Genomic DNA, 24,185 nt, shown 5'->3' with positions numbered 1-24,185 from the left:
AAAATCGCTACCCGTAAGCGTTATCGTCGTTTTTCAGAACAATATGATTCATGTATAATATATTTCATAAATATTTTTTAAGGAGGATAACATAGTGAGTTTGTTACATATTGCGGTCATTCTACCGTTAATATTTGCACTCCTTATTCCAATTCTTTATCGATTCTATAAAAAGATTCATTTAGGTTGGTTTGTATTACCTATTCCTGTTGTCTTATTTATTTATTTCTTATCTCATATTGCGACTACTCAGTCAGGTAATACAGTAATAAAAACATTAAACTGGATGCCTCATATAGGTATGAATTTTGATTTATACCTTGATGGCTTAAGTATTTTATTTAGTTTACTTATCACAGGTATCGGCTCATTAGTCGTCTTATACTCTGTCGGCTATTTAAGTAAGTCTGAACAACTTGGTAACTTTTATTGTTATTTATTACTTTTTATGGGTGCAATGTTAGGCGTTGTCCTTTCAGACAATTTAATCATTTTATATTTATTTTGGGAATTAACGTCTTTTTCAAGTTTTTTACTTATTTCATTCTGGAGAGAAAAACGCGCATCAATTTATGGTGCACAGAAATCTTTAATCATTACAGTGTTTGGTGGTTTAAGTTTATTAGGGGGATTCATTTTAATTTCTCTAGCTGGCGATTCACTTAGCTTACATGAACTCATTGCTAATGCTTCAGTGATTCAACATAGTCCTTTATTCACTTTAGCAATGGTACTCATTATGTTAGGTGCATTCACAAAATCAGCGCAGGTACCATTTTATATTTGGTTACCAGACGCAATGGAAGCACCTACCCCAGTGAGTGCATACTTACACTCAGCTACGATGGTTAAGGCTGGCTTGTACCTAGTAGCGCGTGTGACACCACTCTTTGCAATTTCTCAAGGGTGGATTTGGACTATTACATTAGTCGGTTTAATCACACTATTCTGGGCATCTTTAAATGCAACTAAACAACACGATTTAAAAGGTATTCTTGCCTTTTCAACTGTGTCTCAACTTGGCATGATTATGTCAATGTTAGGTATTGGTGCCGTAAGTTATCACTTCGAGGGAAGTCAGAGTCAATTGTATATCGCTGGCTTTACTGCAGCAGTATTTCACTTAGTCAATCATGCTACTTTTAAAGGTGCGCTATTTATGATTACAGGCGCTGTTGATCATGTTACAGGTACAAGAGATGTTAAAAAACTTGGTGGCTTACTAACGATTATGCCTATCTCATTCACCATAACTGTTATTACAGCTTTGAGTATGGCTGGTATTCCACCATTCAATGGCTTCCTTTCTAAAGAGAAGTTCCTTGAAGCCATGATTGAGATTTCTCATGCTAATCTGTTTAGCTTAAATACGTTAGGTATTATTTTCCCTATTTTAGCTATAGTGGGAAGTATTTTCACTTTCGTTTATTCAATCAAATTTATTACGTATATATTCTTTGGTAAACATCAGCCGAATGCCTTGCCAAAAAAAGCACACGAAGCTTCATTGCTAATGTTACTATCTCCAATCATTTTAGCTGTGCTCGTTATTGTCTTTGGCTTGTTCCCTGGATTGATAACACAATCTATTGTTGAACCAGCTACAACTGCAATAAGTGGCATGCATAATGTGAATGCAGAATTCCATTTATTCCATGGCATTACACCTGCATTTATTTCAACATTAATAATTTGGGTAATCGGTATTCTATTACTACTCACATTTAGTTATTGGATTCGATTATTGCACGCACAACCAACACGTCTTACATTGAATCATTGGTATGATTCAACTGGAAAATATTTACCTAATTATTCAGCGAACATGACGAATAGTTATGTAAATGGTTATGTTAGAGATAGTTTAGTCATAATATTCGGCATGCTTATCGTCGTTACGATTGTGACATTATTAAACATTCCGTTTGATTTTAATTTTAAAGATATTAATAACATTCATATTTATGAAATTGCGATTTTAATATTATTAGTCATCGCAGCATTTATGGTTGTCATAGCGAAATCTCGTTTATTTAGCGTTATTATGCTCGGTGTCGTCGGATATTCAGTATCCGTGCTATTTGTATTTTTCAAAGCACCAGACCTTGCATTAACACAATTCGTTGTAGAATCTATTTCAACAGCGCTATTCTTGTTATGTTTCTATCATTTACCGAATTTAAATCGCTATAATGAAACGCGATCATTTAAATTAACGAATGCACTTATCTCTATAGGTGTGGGTCTAGTAGTTATCATCTTAGGCTTAATTGCATATGGCAACAGACATTTTACGTCTATCGGAGAATACTATAAAGCACATGTTTACGATTTAGCACATGGTAAGAATATGGTAAATGTCATCCTTGTTGACTTCCGTGGTATGGATACATTATTTGAATCATCTGTATTAGGTATTGCCGGTTTAGGTGTATATACAATGATTAAATTGCGTCGTAAACATCAATCAAGTGAGGTGAAACGTGATGAACAGACAGAACAATAATTTAATGTTTCAATATGCTGCTGTTATTATCGCTTTTCTAATCGCCTTATTTGGTGTCACATTATTCTTCGCAGGACATTACACACCAGGTGGCGGTTTCGTAGGTGGCTTATTATTATCATGTGCACTAACAATCATTGCAATTGCATTTGATATTAAGACGATGCAAAAAGTATTTCCATGGGATTTTAAAATTCTAATTGGTATTGGCTTATTATTTTGTGTTGGCACACCATTAGCGAGTTGGTTCTATGGTCAAAACTTTTTCACGCACACAGAATTTAATATACCGTTGCCCCTACTTCAACCTGTGCATATGAACACGCCTATGTTCTTTGATTTTGGCGTGCTATGTGCAGTAGTTGGAACGATCATGACAATTATTATAACGATTGGAGAGAGCGAATAGTGGAAATAATCATGATATTTGTATGTGGCATCCTCACTTCAATTAGTGTCTATCTCGTTTTATCTAAAAGTTTGATACGTATTGTTATGGGGACAACATTAATTACACATGCTTCCAATTTATTTTTAATTACAATGGGTGGATTAAAACATGGCGAAATGCCCATCTATGAAAAGGCGATTAGTCAATATGTTGATCCTATCCCCCATGCATTAATACTTACGGCAATCGTTATCGCGTTTGCGACAACTGCCTTTTTCTTAGTGTTAGCATTTAGAACATATAAAGAGTTAGGTACAGACAACGTAGAAAGAATGAAAGGAGTGTTAGATGATGATTGAAAATAATTTAGTCGTCCTTTCATTAGTCGTACCTATTTTTACAGCAATTATATTGGTCTTTTTAGGACAACGTTATCGTGCAAAACGATATGTCACGATAATCGGTTTGTTGCTTACATTAATCGTTGCGATTATAAATTTATATAATGTTTATGTTCACGGACCACTAAAAGTAGAATTAGGTTCTTGGCCTGCACCTTATGGCATTATCTTTTTACTAGATAGTTTCAGTGCAATGTTAATTGTGACTAGTATTATTATTACTGTTTTAATTACTGCCTTTTCGTTTACAACTGCAGGCATCGATAGAGAACGTTATTACTTCCATTTCTCTATCACATTTATGTTAGTCGGTATTATCGGCGCATTTACAACTGGTGACATTTTTAACTTATTTGTATTCTTTGAAGTTTTCTTAATGTCATCGTACGCACTACTCGTACTTGGTGGTACGCGAATCCAATTGCGTGAAACAGTTAAATATTTATTGGTCAATATTGTTACTTCAACATTCTTTGTGATGGCGGTTGCAATTTTATATTCTATCGTTGGTACGTTAAATATGGCGGATATTAGTGAGAAGTTATCTACATTGTCTAACACTCACGGTGGGCTCTTAAGTATTGTCTTTATTTTATTTATTTTCGTGTTTGCAACTAAAGCTGGTGCCTTCCCTATGTATGTATGGTTGCCGGGTTCATACTATGCGCCACCATTTGCAATCATTGCATTTTTCGGTGCTTTATTAACAAAAGTTGGTGTATATGCGATTTTAAGAACATTGAGCTTGTTCTTCCACGATACAATGAGTTTTTCACATTATACGATTTTATTCTTAGCCTTATTAACGATCATATTTGGTTCGGTAGGTGCCATCGCCTATGATGACACTAAAAAGATTATTATTTATAACATCATGATTGCTGTAGGCGTTATCTTAGTTGGTGTAGCCATGATGAATGAAGCGGGTATTATAGGTGCTATTTACTATACAATCCATGATATGTTAGTTAAAACTGCCCTATTCTTACTTATCGGTGTGATGTATCAAATTACGAAATCAACCAGTCTTAAAGACTTTGGTGGTCTTATCAAACACTATCCGGTGCTTGGATGGACTTTCTTCATCGCAGCACTAAGTTTAGCTGGTATACCGCCATTAAGTGGTTTTTATGGTAAATATTACATCGTACAAGCAACCTTTGAAAAAGGCTTTTATGTCAGTGGCCTTATTGTATTACTTTCAAGTTTAGTAGTACTCTATTCTGTTATTCACATTTTCTTGAAAGGCTTTTTCGGAGAACCAAAAGGATATGAAGTTACGCAAAACGTTAATGTTAAACAAGCAACTACAATTTCTATTATAGCTGTCATCATTACCGTTGTATTTGGATTATCTGCTGATCTATTATATCCAATAATATCTGAGGCAGCTCAATCATTTTATGATCCTAGCGTCTATATCAAGAGTGTCTTAGGAGGTAGATCATAATGGCGATTCAAATTATTTTAAACTTCATCTTAGCTTTTATTTGGATTTTCCTAAGTGGTAGCTATACATTAAATAACCTCTTACTTGGATTCATACTAGGACTAGGATTGGTATATTTATTTAGTAGAATATTACCAGGAAGATTTTATTTAATTAAAGTTTATAAGATTTTAAAACTGGCAGTTGTATTTTTCATAGAATTATTAAAAGCCAATATTGATGTATTAAAGATTGTTCTACAACCTAAACTTAAAAATGAACCAGGTTTCTTTGTATATCACACTGATTTAAAAACAGATTGGCAAATCGTATTATTATCTAATCTAATTACTTTGACACCAGGAACAGTCGTATTAGGTATTAGTGATGATAGAAGAAAAATATACATTCACTCTATAGATTTCAGTACAAAAGAAGAAGAAATTGAAGGTATAAAATCTTCATTAGAGAAAGTAGTTAGAGAGGTGGGCGAAGACTAATGGTAAAAATCATTATGATGATTGCTTTAATTATTGTTGCCCTATCAATGTTAGCGATGTTTACGCGTATTATTAAAGGTCCTACATTAGCTGATAGAATTTTAGCACTTGATGCAATTGGTTTACAGTTAATGGCATGTATTGCGCTATATAGTATTTTTATGGGAGCGGAATATCTACTCGTTGCCATTTTGTTAATTGGTATCTTGGCCTTTCTAGGTACAGCAGTCTTCTCAAAATATATGGATAAAGGTAAGGTGATTGAACGTGATAACGAACATCGTCACTAGTTTGGCAGTTATCTTTGTTATTTTAGGAGCAATTATTAGTGCTGTTACAGCTATAGGCATTATAAGATTGAAAGATATTTATTCACGAGGCCATGCTGCTGGTAAATCGGCAACTTTAGGTGCTATTTTCCTTCTGTTTGGTACATTCTTATACTTTATTGCTACTGACGGATATATTAATATGCAATTGATTTTTGGTATTCTTTTTATCCTTGTAACCGGCCCACTCTCAAGTCACTTAATTATGAGAGCAGCCTATAATAATAAAACACCTTACACTAAAGATACAAAAATTGATGAACTTAAAAATGAATTTAAAAATAAAAAGATATAACTCAAGGTCCTAACAAAACAAAGACTTGGTTTACTTCTAATCATAAACGCGGGTGCGAGATAGAATTCAAAGTGATTGCTATCTTGTACTCGCTTTTTATTGTCTAATTAGACTAATTATGCTATCATAAATCGTAATTATTACGTTTCAAGAAGAAAGAAGTGTTACTATGCATTGGACAATTATCGGTGGTGGCATACAAGGTACAACGATTGCAATTCAACTTAGAGCTTTAGGATTATCGCAAGATGATTTAAGTATTATCGATCCTTATTCATCACTCTGTGAACAATTTAATGATTTTTCACATCGTATCAGTATGCCCTATTTACGCTCTCCTATTGTACATCATATTCACCCTAACCCATTTCATTTAAAGCAATTTGCTAAAATGCAACAATATACTCATGCTACATATGGTCAATATCAACGTCCACAAACTGATATGTTTATGCATCATGTTCATGAGCAAGTACATCACTACGATTTAAATGAAAGTCATATTCAAGGATACGTGAAATCTTTATCAAGAAATGATGAACAATGGCAAATTCAATTAAATCATAACCAAGTTATTCATTCAGATTGTGTGATATTAGCAAATGGATGTACGCATCAACCTTATATTCCTGATATTTATCAACACGTTGATAATGCATGCCATATTTTTGATACGTCTTTTAATTCAAGTATGTATGAACACAGTTCTCACGTTGTTGGTAGTGGTATTTCTGCTGCACATTTAACTTTGAAACTGATCAATCAATCCCACGATAAAGTAGTTCATTTGTGGATGAATAAAGATATTGACATACAACATTTTGATGCTGATCCAGGGTGGCTTGGCCCTAAAAATATGAGTCGTTTTTTAAATATTGATTCTTCTATAGAACGAATGTCTATCATACAACAAGAACGACACAAAGGATCAATGCCGAGAGAACTCTATTTACGATTAAAGAAACATGTACAGTCTGGACGTCTTATCATTCATAAAGATACAATTGAATCAGTTGATCAACATCATATTCACACACAACATTCAACTGAGCCCTATGATTTTATTTTATTAGCAACTGGTTTTAAATCTACACTATTACAGCAACCTATGATTCAATCATTAATTACGAATGAACATGCACCACTAACACATTGTGGTTTCCCTTCCATTAGCACTGAATTAGAATGGTTGCCACAGTTATTCGTATCTGGCGGTTTAGCTGATTTAGAGCTAGGGCCATTTGCTAGAAATATTATGGGTGGACGTGAAGCAGCTCAAAGAATTAAACAAGCCTATCAACGTTTATCAGATCAACATATCCAAAAACATGCATAATTTAATTAGACGTCAGTATTAACATACCAACACTAGGGATTGGGAAAATTTTTTAAATTTGTCGTCCCATCCCCAACAAAAACGCAGACGTAGAACAGAATTCATCATGAATTCATCGTCCTACGCCTGCGTTCTTTACTTAGTCTAAAGCTTTTATAATAAAAGTATTTCAAACGATACTTAATTGAACTTAAGTAGAATATGTGCGTTTATTGCTTTAATGGTTTAATGCCAATCGTTCCTCTCATAATGCTAATCAACTGTCCTTGTTCACTGTTTATTTCTACATTCCACACTTGAGTCGTACTTCCCTGTTGGATAATTGTTGCTGTAGCAATCACACGACCTTCTTTAACTGAATGAATATGATTCGCATTCATTTCCAGCCCCAGCGGTATAAATGACTCAGTATCTACTAAATGAGCAGCACCTAATGAACACGCTGTTTCACCTAAAGCAATTGAGGCACCGCCATGCAAGTAACCAAATGGTTGTTTAACTTTATCCGTCACTGGCATAGAGATAACTACGCTACCTTCTGACACTTCTTCTATCTTCATTTCAAACGTTTCTAATAAGTTCGTCATTTCTTATTTCACCTCATATACACTTATAATATCATAGCTGCAATCGTGCCAAATATCATTAAAGGTATATTATAGAACAAGAAGTTAGGTATACATGTATCACGTATGTGATCATGTTGTCCATCCACATCTAAACCAGCTGTTGGTCCTAGTGTAGAATCACTCGCAGGTGAACCTGAATCACCTAACGCACTTGCCGTACCAACTAAGGCGATTAAAGCCATCGTATTTAAACCTAACGAAGCGCCGAGCGGAATAAATAAAGTGGCAATAATAGGAATCGTTGCGAATGATGATCCAATTCCTAAAGTTACAATTAAGCCAATGATATACATAATAATAATACTTATTAATTTATGGCCACTAGAAATATCAGTCAAGCTTGATACTAATTTTTCGATATCACCAGTCGCATTCATCACACCAGCGAACCCATTCGCTGAAAGAATAACGACACCAATAAATGACATAATTTTAATCCCTTCAACAAATTGGCTGTCTAATTCTTTCCATTTATAAACTCCTGAAACAAAGAATACAAGAACACCCGCTAATGCGCCAAAAATCATTGAATCTGTAAATGTTTGTACTAAGAACGTAGCTAAGATAGCAACGATAGTAACGACGAGTACGTATGGTTTAATTTCTGTTGTCGCATTTTCATCTTCTACATACGTTTCAGTTTTATATTCACGTGGTTTACGATAATAAATCATACCTAAGATTAATCCAACGATATAACCAAGTGAAGGAATTAACATAGCTTTCCAAATCATATTAAATTCGATAGGATGATGTGCTTTTTGGAAACCACTTTGAATGATTTGATGGAAAATTTGACCAAAGCCATAAGGTAATAATACATAAGGCCAACATAAACCAAATCCGATGACTAATCCAATAAGTCGTCTATCAATCTTCAAATCATTAAATAAACTTAACAATGGCGGAATAACAATTGGAATAAAAGCAATGTGAACTGGAATGAGGTTCTGACTCATTATACTCATCGCAAGCAATGCTACGATAATAATAACTTTTACTTTGATTCTTGAAAGTCTACTATTCTCAGAGTGAATTGCACGAATAATCTTAGTTACAAGATAATCTGTAATACCACTATAAGAGATTAAGGCAGCAAACCCACCAAGTAATGCATAACTTAATGCTACCTCAGAACCATCTACAATATTTTTACCAAATACGCTAATGACCTTTTCAATACTCATACCAGAAATGAGACCGCCTACGAGTGCACTAATAAATAAACTTATCACTACATTCAATCTACATAAACATAGAATAATCATTAATAGTACAGCAATAACAACTGCATTTAACATAACAACACATCCTTTATCTCTCTACCGAACTAAAGTATTTTATATGTTTTTTATCTTACCAAGTAGTTAAGACGATGTCAATGTAAGATTACATTCAAATTTAATAAGATCATTGACATAAATAAAGAGTGGAAACGCGTATTAGTAATTGTTTCCACTCTTAAAGACTAAATCATTACTTCATATTTAACTTATCTTAGCCAATTCAATACAGTTGTTATCATACTGCCAGTTGGACCTTTTGGACCTTTATAACTGGCCTTAGTCGTTGTTGCCGGACCAGCTATGTCAAAATGAATATGGGGTGTAGCACCACTAAAATGTGTAATAAATGTCGCTGCAAAGAGTGCTTTCCCGTGTCCATTTGTATGATTAACTAAATCTGCAACATCTGACTGACGTATTAGTCGCTGCTCAGTTTGTGTCATTGGTAATTCAAATGCATACTCATCCATTGCTTTAGCACTAAGACGTATAGCCTCAATTTCTTTATCTGCATTAGAACTAAATATAGCTGCCTTATCTTCACCTAATGCTGCAACAGCTGCACCTGTAAGTGTAGCAAAGTCTAAAATAAGTTTCGGTTGAAATTGGTTAGCATAAAATACTGCATCTCCCAATACCAATCGTCCTTCCGCATCACTATTTAACATTTCAACGGTTTCACCACTTAATGCCGTTAATACATCATCCGGTTTCATTGCTTGATTACTAATCATATTTTCAGCGGAAGCGATAACCCCTACAATATTGATAGGAAGTTGTAAACGTGATGCAGCATCAATCATACCAACTACATTTGCTGCGCCACACATATCAAATTTCATGGTTTGCATGCCAATCTTAGATTTAATGCTATAACCACCTGAATCATATGTAATGCCTTTACCTACCAATGCAATCGGTGCATCATTACTATCCCCACCATTGTAAGTCATCGTTATGACAACTGGAGGATGCTCAGAACCTTTACCTACCGCGTGAATAAGTCCAAATCCTTCATCTAATAGTTGGCTACCATCTTTTATATCAACTGCTACTGATGATTGCGCAAAGTGTTGCGTAATTTGTTCAGCAAAGTAATTAGGCGTTAGTATATTTGGCGGCATCTGGCTAAAGTCACGTGCTAGGTTAATAGATTGACCGATTGTCTTACCATTAATGATATATTGATTCAAATCTTCAGTGGCAGACGTAATATTTAACTCTAATTGATACGGTGCAGTCTTATCAGATTTATAATTATCAAAACTATAAATCGACTGTTCACTTTGAAGTCCCATAACCTCTGCAACTTTACTTTGTTCCACTTGTTTTGAAATCAATGTATCGAATAGCACATCTGCTTCAGTTACTTGTTCTTCTTTTAAAAATTGAAACAAATGGCCAAATACTTTCAATAATGCAGCATAATCAAGCAATTTTAAATTTCCTAATCCAACTGTAATAAGTCGTTTAGATGTATCTGCTAATGGTAATAAGGTTGAAGATACTTTACCTAATTTGCTGCTAACCAAATGATGATGGCGATATGTATCTATTTGATGGGTCAAATCCTGATTATTGTAATGGATAGTACCGAGTTGATTGATGTGGTCAGGTAAACCTAGAATCAATACTTCTGATTGTAAAGATGCATTGTTACATATTTTGAAATTAACCATAACCTCTCACTCCTTATTGAATGTAATATAAAAAAAGGGCGTGGGACAGAATTCTTTATAAATTCGTCGTCCCACCCCCGCAAGGATGACTATATTAACGTAATAACTTAGAATTTACCTTTTTTAAATGCTAAGCCTACGCCACCAATTTTGAATACTGCACGTGTATCGATAACTTTTTTCATGAATGCAGCTTTTTTACCAGTAATATCTCTACCGTAAACAATACCTACACCGTCATGAGCACCTAATGAACATACAGTACCACGGTCAACATATTCGAAGTCTGTTGGTGCTTGACCGTTTAAGATATTTTTAATGCTTTTAGCAACGTGTTCACCTTGTTGCATAGCAATTTGTGCTGTAGTTGGTAATGGACGTTCTTCACCAGCTGGGATGAATGCTGAAACATCACCAATAACGAAGATATCATCATGACCTTCAATTGTTAAATCTTGTTTAGTCACGATACGACCACGTTTAACGCCTTCGAATGATTCTTCCATTAATTTACTACCGCGAACACCAGCAGCCCAGATTGCTGTACCTGCTTCTAATTGTTGTTCTTGATCGTTAATTTTAACGACGAAACCTTTGTCGTTACATGCAACGATTGGTGTAGCAATTTTGAATTCAACACCACGGTCTTCTAAGTAGCTAACTGCATAATTAACTAATTCGTCAGAGAACATTGGTAACATTTTTGGTGCAGCTTCAACACAAGTTACTCTAACTTTGTTTTGATCAACACCATATTTATTACATAATTCAGGAATTCTTTCAGTTAATTCACCTAAGAATTCGATACCTGTAAAGCCTGCGCCACCAACTAAGATAGCTAAGTCTTTATCGTCTTTTTCTTTAGAAACTGCGTAGTTAGCAAATTTATCTTCGATATGACGAGATAATTTACGTGCAGTTTCAACATTTTCGATTTGGAATGCATAGTCTTTCATACCATCAATGCCAAATGTTTCACTTTCGAAACCTAATGCTACTACTAAAATGTCGTAATCATAGATACCGTGATTAGTTTCTACTTTTTTAGCGTTACGATCGATTTTAGTTACTTCTGCATTGATAAATTTAACTTTATCTTCTTTAATTACACTTTCAATTGGGTAAATTAAATCTTCATAGTTTAATGTACCAGCTGAAGCTTCGTGTAACCAAGTTGCTTCATAGTGATATTTATTTTTGTTAATTAATGTAATATCCGCTTCTTCAGCAGAAAGTTCTTTTTGTAATTTAGTTACTGTTTGTAAACCAGCATAACCTGCACCTAAAACAAGTACTTTTTTACGATCTTGTGCCATTTCATTCACCTAAGCTTTCATTATTATTTTCTTAAATGTAGAAAAAGGCTACAAACTTCAGAACATAACAAAGTTCAGACATAACAATATAGTTTACTTTAATATATGTTTATCTGATTCTATCAAAAGACTTTGCACTTAACCTAACTGTTCATCCCCATTTATAGTCTTAGTCAACACTTTCATTTTCAGTTCGATTTTATGAACTTACGTTCACAAAAAAGACAAAGTTCAATCCATCTTCAATTTTATAGCTTTTATAGTTCATTTTCAAGCTACAACAAGATGAATATTAAAATAATCAAATTATCCATACAATGACGTCTTCGAAAATCAATGATAGAGACAAATGATTTGAACTTATCCTAGCATTCTTCAGGGTTTCCAGCTACTTTAGCAGTTCTGAATGAACTACCACAGCCACATGAAGCGATGGCATTTGGATTATCAATTTGGAAGCCACCACCCATTAAAGATTGTTTGAAATCAATCGTTGTCCCATTTAATACAGGTACATCATATTTATCTACTAATACTTTCAAACCGTAGAATTCGAGTACTTCATCATTCTCGCCAGGTTGTTCTTCGGCTGACATACCATACGTAAGGCCTGTGCAACCACCACCGTTTACTTTAATCTTTAAATAGCCATCTTCCATGTCATTGCTCTTCAACATATCTTTAACTTCATACGCTGCCGCTTCAGTTAATGTTACAGTTGGCATAAATTATCCCTCCTATAATAAGTTAGTAAAATCATTCTCTTCTATATGTTTATAAATATTGCTTAATAACTCATCAGGTGTATCACCTTCAACAGTATCACCATCTACTAATGCATACAACCCACATGAACATACGCCACAGTTGTTTAAACATCCATATTCTAATACATCCACATTGGGATCGTTATCAAGTTTATCGTAAACGTAGTCTCCGCCTTTTGCCATATTAGAAATGCAAAATTCGACTAATGGAAACATACTTCACCTTCTTCTTCATTTTTTAATTACATTATTATAACAAATCTTACTTAGAACTGCATTGTCCTGGCTCATCATTTTCCTACTATTTACAACGAATTTCTCCGACTAGAAATCATTAACTTCATTTTCCATATCATACATTTCATTGTAGTCATTTTGAAAAAAAGATATAATACACATATACATATATCGCACACTTTATTGTTAGGGGCAATAAATGTCGGCGATAAATAACTTTATTAATTGAAAGTTTCCAAATTAAAGTATCGTTTATTTACAAAAGTTTGCTTAATTCAAAGGGTATAAGTCAAAATTTATTTCGGAATAACAAATTTTTTATAAAGGGGTATAACAAATGAAAAATTTAGTGTTACTTGGTGGCGGCTATGGTAATATGCGTATCATGTCGCGTATTCTACCAGATGCATTACCAGAAAATTATACTTTAACATTAATTGACCGTATGCCATTTCATGGTTTGAAACCAGAATTTTATGCTTTAGCAGCGGGTACTAAGTCTGATAATGATGTGCGCATGAATTTTCCTGATTCAGAACGCATTAATACGATTTATGGCGAAATTAATGATATTGATTTAGATGCTCAAATCGTATCTGTTGGTCATACGAAGGTGGATTATGATGAATTAGTCATTGGCTTAGGTTGCGAAGATAAATATCATAATGTGCCTGGTGCTGACGCGTATACGCATAGCATTCAAACACTTTCTAAAGCTCGCGAAACATTCCATAGTATTAGTGAATTACCTAGTGGTGCGCGTGTAGGCATCGTTGGCGCTGGATTAAGTGGTATCGAGCTAGCAAGTGAGCTGCGTGAAAGTCGTGAAGATTTAGAAGTTATCCTTTATGATCGTGGTGAACGCATTTTAAGAAATTTCCCTGAAAAATTAAGTAACTATATTGCCAAATGGTTCCGCGAAAACAATGTGAAAGTCGTTCCAAATTCTTTAATTGATAAAGTAGAACCTGGTAAAATTTATAATAGTGGATCACCAGAAAATGTTGATTTGGTTGTCTGGACTGCGGGTATTCAACCTGTTGAAGTTGTAAGACACTTACCTATCGATATCAATCGAAGCGGACGTGTCATTATTAATCAATATCATCAAGTGCCAACGTATCGAAATGTATTTATCGTTGGTGATTGTGCTGATTTACCGCATGCACCAAGTGCTCAATTAGCTGAAGTACAAGGTGATCAAATCGCTGATGTACTCAAGAAACAATGGAATAATGAACCACTACCAGATAAAATGCCCGAATTAAAAGTTCAAGGTTTCCTTGGTTCTCTTGGTGAAAAGAAAGGATTTGCCTATATTATGGACCGTACAGTTACCGGACGTCTTGCGCATATACTTAAATCTGGTGTTTTATGGCTATATAAATATCATAACGGTTAAGATGACACACGGGATTAGGTCTGAGCATGTTCAGACTTAATCCCGTGTTCTATTTCACTATTATAAAGATTGCTATTAATTTGCAAAATGTTTATAGACAAAATTGGTAATTTGCTTCGTTTGAATATATCCATCTGCTACATACTCATCATTCATTGTAATTAATGGATAGAACAACTCATCTTCCTCAAGTTGTTCGATATAGTGTTGGTCGTGATCACTTAAATTTTCTGTTTGTTTTTGAAAATCAATATATGTGTATTCAAATTGAATGTCTGGATACTTTCTTTCTAATAAAGGCTTAATCCACTCAAATGTATTCAATGATGTTGGCGCATTGACACAACTCGCACACACAACATCTGCGCCGTAAACTACCACGCTAACTTTAGTCATACTCAAATCCCCCGTTTTGTTTTATAGATTTTTCTTTCTTTATCTATTATAATAAATAAATAATGAATTTATGAAGTAATTTACTTGAAAGGAGACATATCTCATGCCTACTGAGAATGCAACAATGTTTGATCAAGTAGCTGAAGTCATTGAGCGTTTACGTCCTTTTTTATTACGTGACGGCGGAGACTGTACGTTAGTAGATGTTGAAGATGGCATCGTGAAATTACAATTACACGGAGCTTGCGGTACGTGTCCAAGCTCAACAATCACATTAAAAGCCGGTATTGAACGTGCATTACACGAAGAAGTTCCAGGCGTTATCGAAGTTGAACAAGTATTCTAAACGTCTAATATATCGTTTATATATACAATAAAGCACCAATGAACAGCGTTTTTACACGCTAGTCATTGGTGCTTTTATTTATTAGTTATGATCATGATGTTTTTCTTGGTCTTTATTATCATCATTCATATGTTGAACGATATGTTGGTTCATATGCGCCCAACCTTTCCAACCTACGTGAACGACATCACTAAGTACATATTTTTCATAGTCTTTATCTGACATGTCATACACTTTACCACCATGTGCTGCAACAGTTTGGTGTATTTTCTTATAGACAGGTTCTCTTGTGGCGCGTTTAATGCCTAAATGATCATACCATTTACCATTTACCGGTAAAATGACATATTGTACATCTGCACCTGCTTGATGCATCGTATCTACTAATAATGATAAATCATTAAATTCTGGAGAGTTCATTTTAAACTCATATTGACGATGATTCATCGGCTTTTGGTGCATCAATTGTTTCCAATATTCATTGCGGATGCCATAGTTATTAGATGATGAGCGTTTCTCACCTAAAGCTATAGCTTTATCTTGCATTTCTTTCCATGAGGCATTCGGTTCAGTTATCGTTTTCACATGTGATAAAGGTGATTTATCAAATGAGAAGTATGTTTTAATTGCTTCAATTTTAAGTAATTGATTCTCTTTAAAGCGCGAAACATAATGACCATCTACCTCGCCATGATTGTTAGCAACATCTTTCAAGAATGCTTTATTTGTCGCACTTTTAAAGTGTAATAAGCGTTTGGCATATCTTTCCTTTAATTCTGAAGGCATATCTTTTTGTTGAAATAACTGATTAATTTGGGTAGGTGTTGTTCGTGCTGCAAAATCACGATTATTCACACCATGCGTACTAAACCATTGTGGCGAAATAATAAACGTCATCTTTTTCCCTTTAAGTTGATCATATTGAGCAGCTAATTCAATTGCATTAATTAAATCAGTATTACCACCCGTACCCACTAAAAAGATGGGCTTAGTGTCTTTTCTATTATGTAATGCAAGTGCAGGGTTAAATGGATCTAACTTATTCAATTCACTAGACCCATAGATAGGATAATAATTATCATTACTAAATAGTTTATTTTGAATGAGCGTACCTTTAAGAACTTGATCTGTTAAAGATATTCTATTATTAGCGACAGCCTTGTTTGTGACTAATCCAGTAAACCAGCTAGCAGGCATTAACACAAAGGCTAGAAATAATATGCCGCTAATAATAATTGGTAAAAATGGTTTTAATTTCATCGTAATTCTTCTAATGCTTCAACAATTTTATTAGGAGTTGCCCACTCATCACGATCAAAATCCATGATTGATACTTCAATGCCTAATCTATTTTGAATTTCAAGTAATAATCCTACTGTTTGGAATGAATCGATAATCCCCTCTTCAAAGATTTCAACATCAGGGTTTTCTTTTACAACATCATTTTCTGCCACATCAGCTAATAAATCTAATACTTGTTCTTTAAATTCCATAATTTATGACTCCTTTTAAATTAATTTTCCTGAAAAGATTAAAAATCCAAATGCTACAAAATGGAATGTAATGATAATACTTAATGCTGTAGTAAAACCATTTTGCCAACGTGGTGGATGTTTCTTTCTCCAACGTTCATAGTAACCATAACCGATAAACATCAGGCCGTGGTAAATACCATAAACGATATAGAATAACTCTAAACCATGCCACACACCCATGATAAAGAAGTTTAGGAAGAATGCGAAATTAGACATCGCAAATTGACTTTTAAATGTTTTCTTACGTGACATATAGAATAATGTACGCATATAGATACAGTCTCTAAACCAGAATGATAATGACATATGCCATCTGTTCCAGAAATCTTTAATATTCTTCGCTTTGAAAGGTTGCTTAAAGTTAGGTGGTGTATTGATACCATATAAATAACTTACCGCTACAGCAAACAAACTATATCCTGCGAAATCAAAGAATAAATAAAAACTGTAAGCATACATATACAGCCATTTATGCGTAAAACCATTCAAATCCATCAATAATGGATGAATTGCATAGACGTTGATTAAATAAGCGAGTATATATTTATATAAGAACCCAAGCATAATCATATGTATCGCTTTAGCAACCATTTCTCTATATTGTTCACCTGTAGGAACCTTTTTATCATCTTTAACGAAACGTTTATAGCGATCAATCGGCCCTGAAGACACTGTTGGGAAGAAAGAAATAAATTGGAACAACTTGCCCACTTTAATTTCTTTTATAGAGCCATCGCGTATTTCCATAATTAACTGAATACTTTTAAACGTTACATATGAAATACCTAGGAAACCTACAAATTCAATTAGTTTATGTTCATGGAAGTGAATTTGTTGACCACCTAACCATGAGCTTTGTAATACTTTAACAATCGCTAATGGTAAAATGGATAAAATCATCACAATGACAAACTTACTAAATGTATTATTTTTCTGTCTCGATTTATAATATCCCATGATTAATAGCACTTGCCAAATGAGATAAATGATAAAACTAATAAGTTGAATACTTAAATATTTATTACCGAATAAATTATGTTTATCTGATGAAAAAATGACGACAATCATAATTGCAGTACTTATACCGTTATATATATAGCTTCGCTTACCTAAGAATCCGAGTATGATGACTGGTAAAAGTACTATAAATGCAACTAAGAAGAAGGTAAACGTACCATATGGAATCATGCGTTAATATCCTCTGCCACTTGTTTACGATCAAGCTTTCCGTTTGAAGTCAATGGTAATTGTTTCATCCAAACAAATTTTCTCGGAATCATATATTCAGGTAAGCGAGATTTGAGTTCGGATTTAATTTGTCTTGTCATTTCCAAATCATCTTTAACTTCTTCAGTTGGAACAACCGCACCGATTAAGTGTATAACCTTGTTATTTTTATACACTGGTACGACTACGGTTTCTCTTACGAATTCTGACTGTCTAAGTTGCGTTTCAATTTCTTCTAATTCCATGCGGTAACCGTTAAGTTTAATTTGGAAATCAATTCTTCCTTGAATGAACCATTGTCCGTCTTTTTCGATTGCTTTATCACCAGTATGATAAATGCGAAGGCAATCTTCAAAGTTGAATACCGCTTCTGTTTTTTCTTTATTATCTAAATAACCTAAACTAACACTATTACCTTTAATTACAAGTTCACCCTCATCCGTTGTAAATAATGTTGTATTCGGTCTTGAAACACCAACTGGTAGCGGATTATACATTTCAATAATTTCAGGCGTCAATTTAACACCTGTAACTGCAACTGTCGCTTCGGTAGGTCCATACGTGTTATAAACTACCGCACTTGGATATCTATCTAGTAAAGCTTTAGCAGTTCTATGTGGCAAGATTTCTCCACAGAAGAAGAAATGATTTAAACTTGGGTAACTTGCTTCATTAAGGTTAGGTAATAATAGACACATTTCCATAAATGATGGTGTAGACACCCATGCATTTATTGGTGTATTAACTAACATGTCATTCAACAATTTAGGTTTGTTGATCATGTCCTTATCTACTAAATTTAATGTGCCACCTGAAGTTAAACAAGGATAGATTGCCATGACTGATAAGTCGAATGAAAATGGTGCTTGATTTAACCATTCTTGTGCACCTTCAGACTCGTTAAGTGATACCATCCATTCTGCAAACTCAATTAAACTTGCATATTCAATTTGAACCCCTTTAGGTTCACCTGTTGAGCCAGATGTAAAGATTGTATATACCACGTCTGTTAATCCCATTTGACTATCAAATAGTGTTGGATTATCTGAGTCTTGGATACTTTGGATTGTCAGCTCTTGAATACCAGGCTGATTTAAGCGTGAATCTGTTGTGTTAAATATCATTTCAGGTTGAACCTTATTTATAATCATATTTACACGTTCACTCGGTACGGATGTGTCAATGGGTACATATCCACACCCTGCTTTAATCGCACCTATCATACCTACTAACATATAAGGAGACATATGTCCGTATACGATTAATGGTTTCTTATTATCTTGTAATAGATGCGCTAATTTACTAGATTCATCCATTAATTGTTGATATGTTAATGTTTCATCTTTATGTCTAACTGCTACACGTTGAGGATGACGTTGACCGAAGTCATTTATTAAATTTATGATATCTGTCATAATTAGACTCCTTATTAAAATTCATTATAAATGAAATTATTATGTGTATCGCCGGAACCATAAATTAGGTACAGCGCAATAAATATAGCTAAATAGAGAAGCGTTACTAAATAGGGTTTAGCTTTCTCATAATATTGCATTATTTTATGATTATTCTCTTTCAATGCACTATTGCACCTCACTATCATGTCAATTATCGGAGCGAATTAATCGCTTTTCTCGCGAAGGATATTTGAAGCTCCGAAAAAGCAAATTCATTAAATATAATTTTTATATATTATACATTCATCTTATTATAATTAAAATTTGTTTTTATAGCAAATTAAATTTTGCACTTCAAGATGTTGCGATAACGACACTGCCATTCATATTTCCAAGTTCATAGAAGTAAGTGAGTCAGTATCCACATTAAGTACGCCTTGTAATGCCATGGATGAATTTAAATGACATTAATTATATTAGTACCAATTAACCTACTTAACAATTACATACGACATAACAAAACTGTTAGATAATATAAAAGAACTTCTATCGTTAAATAGTAAATTATTACCTAAACGTTAGAAGTTCTTTATCATTTTATTTATTTGTTATTGGTGTAAGTGGTGCTTCCCCTTTTAATATCGCAGCAATATTATCCACACATAATTGAATCATGTGATCTCTCGTTGCTACTGAAGCACTGCCAATATGCGGTAATATAATTGCATTAGGCATTTTCAGTAGTGGATGGTCAAGCTGAATAGGTTCTTCGCGTAAAACATCCAAGCCACAACCACCAATATCTTGATTGTTCAATGCATCAATTAATGCTTCCTCATCTACAATAGCGCCACGGCCAATATTAATAAAGATAGCATCGTTTTTCATTTTTGAAAATGCATCTTTATTAAATTTATTTTCCGTTTCCGGCGTTAACGGTGCAGTACATATGACGAAATCACTTTCTGCTAATAACGTATCAAACGGTACGTAGGTTGCATTGAGTTGCGTTTCTGCATCTTCATGTCTAGAGCGATTATGATATAAGATATTTGCATTAAACCCTTGCAATCGACGTGCAAAGCTCTTTCCAATATCACCCATACCATAAATACCTACAGTAGAGCCATGGACATCTTTGCCTGACAACAAATAAGGTCCCCAACTTTTCCATTCGCCATTTTGAACGTAGTGTTCTGCTTCAACAATACGTCGCGCTACAGCTAACATTAATGTGAATCCTAATTCAGCTGTTGTTTCAGTAAGTACTTGAGGCGTATTAGTGACAACAATACCTTTATGATTTGCTAACTCAACATCAATATTGTCAAAACCAACCGCCATATTTGCAATAATCTTCACGTTTTTCGCGTGTTCCAGACAGGTTGCATCTATCGTTTCACTCAATGTAATAAAGCATGCATCTACGTCTTCTATTTCCTTCAAAAATTGCGCTCTTGGCATAGGTTCAAATGCTTCTTCCCCATTTTAACGTCGCCGAGTTGTTCCAATTGTTCAATGAAACGATTTGGAATCTGACGTGTGACTAGAATTTTCACCATTGTCGTGCCACCCCTTTATCTATTTTTGGGCATTTTTTTCTAATTCTGCAATTGCTACATTTAAATCTTTAAATGAATATGTAGGTTGTTGATCTTTCTCTTGTAATTCTTCATACGTCGTTACACCTGTTTGAACATGAATCGTATCTACACCAACATTAATCCCTGACATGATATCTGTATCGTACAAATCACCGACCATTGCTACATCAGATTTGTCCAATTGTAAGATATCTAATGCAATGTCCATAATGACTGGTTCAGGTTTACCAATAAATTGAGGGGCTTGACCCGTTGATACACTTACTACACTCGTAATTGCACCATTACCTGGTAAGAAACCACGTTCTTTAGGAATAGATACATCTGGGTTTGTTGAAATAAAACGTGCACCCTTACGTACTGCAAGCGTTGCAACGGCTAACTTCTCATAAGTGACATTTTCATCTAAACCTATCGCAACATAATCCACGTTTTCATCGTCTTTTACAGTTAATCCAGCTTCAGTTAATGCTGTGCGTAAGCCATTACCACCTAACATATATACTGTAGCATCACTTTTCTCACCGGCAATAAAATTGGCTGTTGCTAACGCAGATGTGACAACCTCTTCAGGTTTCGCATCAATCTTCATCTCTTTTAATTTTTGCGTTACCTCTTCAGGTGTCTTTGTAGAATTGTTTGTAACATATAAATGTGGAATTTGATGATTGTTTAAGTAATCGATAAATTGTGCTGCACCATCAATTTCGTCTGTACCTAAATACATCGTTCCATCTAAATCAATTAAATAACCTTTATAATTCTTCATTAGCTGTTGTCTCCTTTTCCAAAAGCAGTAACCGGCACATTCTCTTTCTCAAGGAATTGCGTTACCTCTTGAATAAACTGTTCATAATACGGCAGAGCATGATCAAATAACGGTTGAATCTTAGTATCATCTAATTCCGTGTAATTGTGTGCGAACTGCTTTCTAACATCAATCGTTTCATTTACACGTTGCTGTGTAGATTTCGAAATAACACCTTCAAGTTCAAGAATATCAATGACATCTTTATAATTTCCAGGGTCTCTCAAGATAAAACCATCAATAATCATATTCCCTATATCCACAGATGATTCAATTAACATTTGAGCGATACGTTCAAATGCGTAATGATTTTCTTTATTTGCTTCATAATCTTTAATTAATTGATTTAAGTAAGTTAATTTTAAAGTAAGTTGATCTTTATCTACAAAATACATATCCTTCACCTCTTAATATGTCTATCATATCACAGTTTTGCATCGGTCTTCATTTGTCGTTATACTAAATTAAAATACAAAGATAAAAGGAGTTCTACTCTTATGATAGATATGTACTTATATGACGATGAAGAACAAAGCCAAGTGCAATTTGTAGGCTTTGTAGGTGAACACAGTCGATATGATTTAATGCTTGTTCAAACAGACCGTCATTATGGTAAAACGCTTGTGTTAAATATGCAAACAAATAAATTTGGTATCATCGGTACAGATGATATTGAAGAAGAAGGCTACATCGCGCATATTCTAGGTATAAGCCAAGAAGAAAGTGATGAAATTATTGAATATCTGAATCAAGTTATTCAATAATTTCAATTTAAATAAGCTGTGAAAAAATNNATTTTTTCACAGCTTATTTAATTATTTCTATTGTTCATCATCATGGTGTTTAACTTCTTGAATCGTAGGTTTAATTTTAACGTCATGCAACTTATCTTCTGTATCCGACAAAATGACATCATCTTTTTCATGTTCTAATTGTTGTACTTCTTTATTTGATAAATGACGCAATACAAAATAAGGACAACCAAAATTACAATATTCTAATATATAATCTTGAATACTTGAAAAACGTTTAGATATTTCAGCTTTCTTATTGGTATCTTTGTAAAAGCCTTTTAAACGTAACTGGTCATATCCAAAATCTCCTACGACAAAATCATATTTATCTAGTATATCTGAATATCTCGATGCAACTAATTCTTCATCAAAACATGATCTATAATCTTCAATGATTTCAAAATATTGTTGACCTATCTTAATCATAATTTGTCACCTTTAACTCGTATAATAAAAACTTAGATTACACAATTCAGTAAAAAATGTGCAACCTAAGTCTCTAAAAACTTAATCTAAACTATTCACATGTTTAAATTAATTTTGTTGTAATTTTTCTTCACCTAGACGGTGTTTTTCTTTAGCCGCTTCATTTACTTGTTCATCGGCATGATAAGAACTACGTACCATAGGGCCAGCTTCACAGTGTTTGAATCCTTTGTCCATAGCTACTTTTCTTAATTTACCAAATTCTAATGGCGTATAATATTTTTCAACTTTTAAATGCTTACGTGATGGTTGTAAATATTGACCAATTGTTAGTATGTCTACATCATTTGCACGAAGATCATCCATTGTTTCGTAGATTTCTTCTATCGTTTCACCTAAGCCAACCATTAAACTTGATTTAGTAGGAATATCTGGTTGTAATTCTTTAGAACGACGTAAGAATTCTAATGTTCGTTCATATGTAGCACGTGCACGAACTCTTGGTGTTAAACGACGTACTGTTTCGATGTTGTGGTTTAAGATATCTGGTTTAGAAGCCATTAAAGTTTCTAGTGCTTCATAGTCACCACCCATATCTGATGGTAAGATTTCGATTGTAGTGAATGGATTACGCTCACGTACTTTACGTACCGTTTCAGCATAAACGTTTGAACCTGCATCTCTTAGGTCATCACGTGCAACAGCAGTGATAACAACGTGTTTCAAGTTCATTAATTCAACTGATTCTGCAACACGTTCTGGTTCATTTAAATCTAATTCATTAGGTAAGCCTGTCTTAACAGCACAGAAACGACATGCTCTTGTACATACCGCACCTAAAATCATAAATGTAGCCGTACGTCTAGCTCCCCAACATTCATGTATATTTGGACACTTTGCTTCTTCGCAAACAGTGTGTAAGTTTTTTTCACGCATCATTTTCTTGAGGCCAATATAGTTTTCGTTCGTGTTAAGCTTAATTTTCAACCAATCTGGTTTACGTAAGATTTCTTCATTTTTAGTAGCCATAACCACGTATACCCTCCTGTATAATCTATCTTTTCCTATTATAACGAACTTTACATTAAATTAAAACGTAATAAGCTATAAATTTCGTGATTCACACGATTTCTATTTAATGAACAAATA

Annotated in this window: 27 protein-coding genes and 1 pseudogene; 11 read left to right on the top strand and 17 right to left on the bottom strand. The window is 34.0% G+C overall.

The features are described from left to right. The first annotated feature begins 94 nt into the window (after nucleotides 1-94). The 8 genes from JVV30_RS02385 (at nucleotide 95) to JVV30_RS02350 (ending at nucleotide 7,187) form a co-directional block, all read left to right on the top strand. Nucleotides 95-2,506, top strand: coding sequence for a Na+/H+ antiporter subunit A (locus tag JVV30_RS02385; protein WP_204193281.1), 2,412 nt, complete (start codon nucleotides 95-97; stop codon nucleotides 2,504-2,506). Further along, complete coding sequence (locus tag JVV30_RS02380) at nucleotides 2,487-2,915, top strand: Na(+)/H(+) antiporter subunit B (RefSeq protein ID WP_053029785.1); 429 nt, start codon at nucleotides 2,487-2,489, stop codon at nucleotides 2,913-2,915. Before JVV30_RS02385 ends, JVV30_RS02380 begins: the two co-directional genes overlap by 20 nt. Further along, nucleotides 2,915-3,256 carry a Na+/H+ antiporter Mnh1 subunit C gene (mnhC1, locus tag JVV30_RS02375; protein ID WP_053029787.1) on the top strand — a complete coding sequence of 114 codons (342 nt, stop codon included), beginning with the start codon at nucleotides 2,915-2,917 and terminating at the stop codon, nucleotides 3,254-3,256. Before JVV30_RS02380 ends, mnhC1 begins: the two co-directional genes overlap by 1 nt. After that, the gene (locus JVV30_RS02370) at nucleotides 3,249-4,748 is read left to right on the top strand and encodes a Na+/H+ antiporter subunit D (protein WP_204193279.1); all 1,500 of its coding nucleotides are present in this window, start codon (nucleotides 3,249-3,251) and stop codon (nucleotides 4,746-4,748) included. Before mnhC1 ends, JVV30_RS02370 begins: the two co-directional genes overlap by 8 nt. Further along, nucleotides 4,748-5,227 (top strand): Na+/H+ antiporter subunit E, encoded by a 480-nt coding sequence (locus JVV30_RS02365; protein ID WP_070855115.1) that lies wholly within the window; start codon nucleotides 4,748-4,750, stop codon nucleotides 5,225-5,227. Before JVV30_RS02370 ends, JVV30_RS02365 begins: the two co-directional genes overlap by 1 nt. Continuing rightward, a complete protein-coding gene (locus JVV30_RS02360) occupies nucleotides 5,227-5,517 on the top strand; it encodes a Na(+)/H(+) antiporter subunit F1 (protein WP_070855116.1) in 291 nt (96 codons plus the stop codon). The genes JVV30_RS02365 and JVV30_RS02360 overlap by 1 nt, the downstream gene beginning before the upstream one ends. Next, entirely contained in the window at nucleotides 5,495-5,851 is a 357-nt protein-coding gene (locus tag JVV30_RS02355; RefSeq protein ID WP_070855117.1) for a Na+/H+ antiporter subunit G1, read from the top strand. The genes JVV30_RS02360 and JVV30_RS02355 overlap by 23 nt, the downstream gene beginning before the upstream one ends. A gap of 169 nt (nucleotides 5,852-6,020) precedes the next feature. Further along, complete coding sequence (locus JVV30_RS02350) at nucleotides 6,021-7,187, top strand: NAD(P)-binding domain-containing protein (protein WP_070855118.1); 1,167 nt, start codon at nucleotides 6,021-6,023, stop codon at nucleotides 7,185-7,187. Nucleotides 7,188-7,396: 209 nt separating this feature from the next. Here JVV30_RS02350 and JVV30_RS02345 read toward each other — a convergent pair whose 3' ends face one another. The 6 genes from JVV30_RS02345 to JVV30_RS02320 form a co-directional block, all read right to left on the bottom strand. Then, complete coding sequence (locus JVV30_RS02345) at nucleotides 7,397-7,774, bottom strand: PaaI family thioesterase (RefSeq protein ID WP_204193277.1); 378 nt, start codon at nucleotides 7,772-7,774, stop codon at nucleotides 7,397-7,399. Nucleotides 7,775-7,797: 23 nt separating this feature from the next. Then, entirely contained in the window at nucleotides 7,798-9,117 is a 1,320-nt protein-coding gene (locus tag JVV30_RS02340) for a Na+/H+ antiporter family protein (RefSeq protein ID WP_070855120.1), read from the bottom strand. Nucleotides 9,118-9,308: 191 nt separating this feature from the next. Then, complete coding sequence (locus tag JVV30_RS02335) at nucleotides 9,309-10,781, bottom strand: leucyl aminopeptidase family protein (protein ID WP_070855121.1); 1,473 nt, start codon at nucleotides 10,779-10,781, stop codon at nucleotides 9,309-9,311. 107 nt (nucleotides 10,782-10,888) lie between these two features. Continuing rightward, nucleotides 10,889-12,097 (bottom strand): NAD(P)/FAD-dependent oxidoreductase, encoded by a 1,209-nt coding sequence (locus tag JVV30_RS02330; RefSeq protein ID WP_204193274.1) that lies wholly within the window; start codon nucleotides 12,095-12,097, stop codon nucleotides 10,889-10,891. Between the two features lie 365 nt (nucleotides 12,098-12,462). After that, nucleotides 12,463-12,822 carry a HesB/IscA family protein gene (locus JVV30_RS02325; RefSeq protein ID WP_053029805.1) on the bottom strand — a complete coding sequence of 120 codons (360 nt, stop codon included), beginning with the start codon at nucleotides 12,820-12,822 and terminating at the stop codon, nucleotides 12,463-12,465. Between the two features lie 12 nt (nucleotides 12,823-12,834). Further along, nucleotides 12,835-13,080 carry a YuzB family protein gene (locus JVV30_RS02320; protein ID WP_053029806.1) on the bottom strand — a complete coding sequence of 82 codons (246 nt, stop codon included), beginning with the start codon at nucleotides 13,078-13,080 and terminating at the stop codon, nucleotides 12,835-12,837. A 358-nt stretch (nucleotides 13,081-13,438) separates the two neighbouring features. Here JVV30_RS02320 and JVV30_RS02315 point away from each other — a divergent pair, with 358 nt between their 5' ends. Further along, complete coding sequence (locus JVV30_RS02315) at nucleotides 13,439-14,503, top strand: NAD(P)/FAD-dependent oxidoreductase (protein WP_070855123.1); 1,065 nt, start codon at nucleotides 13,439-13,441, stop codon at nucleotides 14,501-14,503. Nucleotides 14,504-14,578: 75 nt separating this feature from the next. On the opposite strand, the gene JVV30_RS02310 is transcribed toward JVV30_RS02315, so the two are convergent. Continuing rightward, the gene (locus JVV30_RS02310; protein WP_070855124.1) at nucleotides 14,579-14,899 is read right to left on the bottom strand and encodes a YuzD family protein; all 321 of its coding nucleotides are present in this window, start codon (nucleotides 14,897-14,899) and stop codon (nucleotides 14,579-14,581) included. Nucleotides 14,900-15,002: 103 nt separating this feature from the next. On the opposite strand from JVV30_RS02310, the gene JVV30_RS02305 reads away from it, so the two are divergent. Beyond that, nucleotides 15,003-15,245, top strand: a complete 243-nt coding sequence (locus tag JVV30_RS02305) for a NifU family protein (RefSeq protein WP_002433501.1) — start codon at nucleotides 15,003-15,005, stop codon at nucleotides 15,243-15,245. 81 nt (nucleotides 15,246-15,326) lie between these two features. On the opposite strand, the gene dltD is transcribed toward JVV30_RS02305, so the two are convergent. The 8 genes and pseudogenes from dltD to JVV30_RS02265 all read right to left on the bottom strand — a co-directional run bounded on the left by dltD (nucleotide 15,327) and on the right by JVV30_RS02265 (nucleotide 22,211). Continuing rightward, nucleotides 15,327-16,505, bottom strand: a complete 1,179-nt coding sequence (gene dltD / locus JVV30_RS02300; protein ID WP_070855125.1) for a D-alanyl-lipoteichoic acid biosynthesis protein DltD — start codon at nucleotides 16,503-16,505, stop codon at nucleotides 15,327-15,329. Next, complete coding sequence (dltC, locus tag JVV30_RS02295) at nucleotides 16,502-16,738, bottom strand: D-alanine--poly(phosphoribitol) ligase subunit 2 (protein ID WP_011276285.1); 237 nt, start codon at nucleotides 16,736-16,738, stop codon at nucleotides 16,502-16,504. The genes dltD and dltC overlap by 4 nt, the downstream gene beginning before the upstream one ends. Nucleotides 16,739-16,753: 15 nt before the next feature. Beyond that, nucleotides 16,754-17,968: a D-alanyl-lipoteichoic acid biosynthesis protein DltB gene (gene dltB / locus JVV30_RS02290; RefSeq protein WP_070855126.1), complete on the bottom strand. Its 1,215-nt coding sequence runs from the start codon at nucleotides 17,966-17,968 to the stop codon at nucleotides 16,754-16,756. Next, nucleotides 17,965-19,422 carry a D-alanine--poly(phosphoribitol) ligase subunit DltA gene (dltA, locus tag JVV30_RS02285; protein ID WP_070855127.1) on the bottom strand — a complete coding sequence of 486 codons (1,458 nt, stop codon included), beginning with the start codon at nucleotides 19,420-19,422 and terminating at the stop codon, nucleotides 17,965-17,967. Before dltA ends, dltB begins: the two co-directional genes overlap by 4 nt. Nucleotides 19,423-19,436: 14 nt before the next feature. Beyond that, nucleotides 19,437-19,562, bottom strand: a complete 126-nt coding sequence (locus JVV30_RS02280; RefSeq protein WP_107630223.1) for a teichoic acid D-Ala incorporation-associated protein DltX — start codon at nucleotides 19,560-19,562, stop codon at nucleotides 19,437-19,439. Between the two features lie 439 nt (nucleotides 19,563-20,001). After that, nucleotides 20,002-20,966: pseudogene (locus JVV30_RS02275) on the bottom strand (2-hydroxyacid dehydrogenase). 19 nt (nucleotides 20,967-20,985) lie between these two features. Then, nucleotides 20,986-21,777 carry a TIGR01457 family HAD-type hydrolase gene (locus tag JVV30_RS02270; RefSeq protein WP_053029820.1) on the bottom strand — a complete coding sequence of 264 codons (792 nt, stop codon included), beginning with the start codon at nucleotides 21,775-21,777 and terminating at the stop codon, nucleotides 20,986-20,988. Next, entirely contained in the window at nucleotides 21,777-22,211 is a 435-nt protein-coding gene (locus JVV30_RS02265; protein WP_070855129.1) for a DUF86 domain-containing protein, read from the bottom strand. The genes JVV30_RS02270 and JVV30_RS02265 overlap by 1 nt, the downstream gene beginning before the upstream one ends. A gap of 102 nt (nucleotides 22,212-22,313) precedes the next feature. On the opposite strand from JVV30_RS02265, the gene JVV30_RS02260 reads away from it, so the two are divergent. Continuing rightward, nucleotides 22,314-22,580: a DUF3055 domain-containing protein gene (locus JVV30_RS02260; protein ID WP_070855130.1), complete on the top strand. Its 267-nt coding sequence runs from the start codon at nucleotides 22,314-22,316 to the stop codon at nucleotides 22,578-22,580. A gap of 57 nt (nucleotides 22,581-22,637) precedes the next feature. On the opposite strand, the gene JVV30_RS02255 is transcribed toward JVV30_RS02260, so the two are convergent. Together JVV30_RS02255 and lipA are read right to left on the bottom strand one after the other, a co-directional pair. Further along, a complete protein-coding gene (locus JVV30_RS02255; protein ID WP_070855131.1) occupies nucleotides 22,638-23,036 on the bottom strand; it encodes a YutD family protein in 399 nt (132 codons plus the stop codon). A gap of 108 nt (nucleotides 23,037-23,144) precedes the next feature. Beyond that, the gene (gene lipA, locus JVV30_RS02250; protein WP_029376689.1) at nucleotides 23,145-24,065 is read right to left on the bottom strand and encodes a lipoyl synthase; all 921 of its coding nucleotides are present in this window, start codon (nucleotides 24,063-24,065) and stop codon (nucleotides 23,145-23,147) included. Between the last annotated feature and the right edge of the window lie 120 nt (nucleotides 24,066-24,185).

The organism is Staphylococcus sp. GDY8P47P, assembly GCF_016892225.1.
In the GTDB taxonomy this organism is placed as follows: domain Bacteria; phylum Bacillota; class Bacilli; order Staphylococcales; family Staphylococcaceae; genus Staphylococcus; species Staphylococcus borealis.
This window is presented reverse-complemented; position numbering and strand designations above follow the sequence as displayed.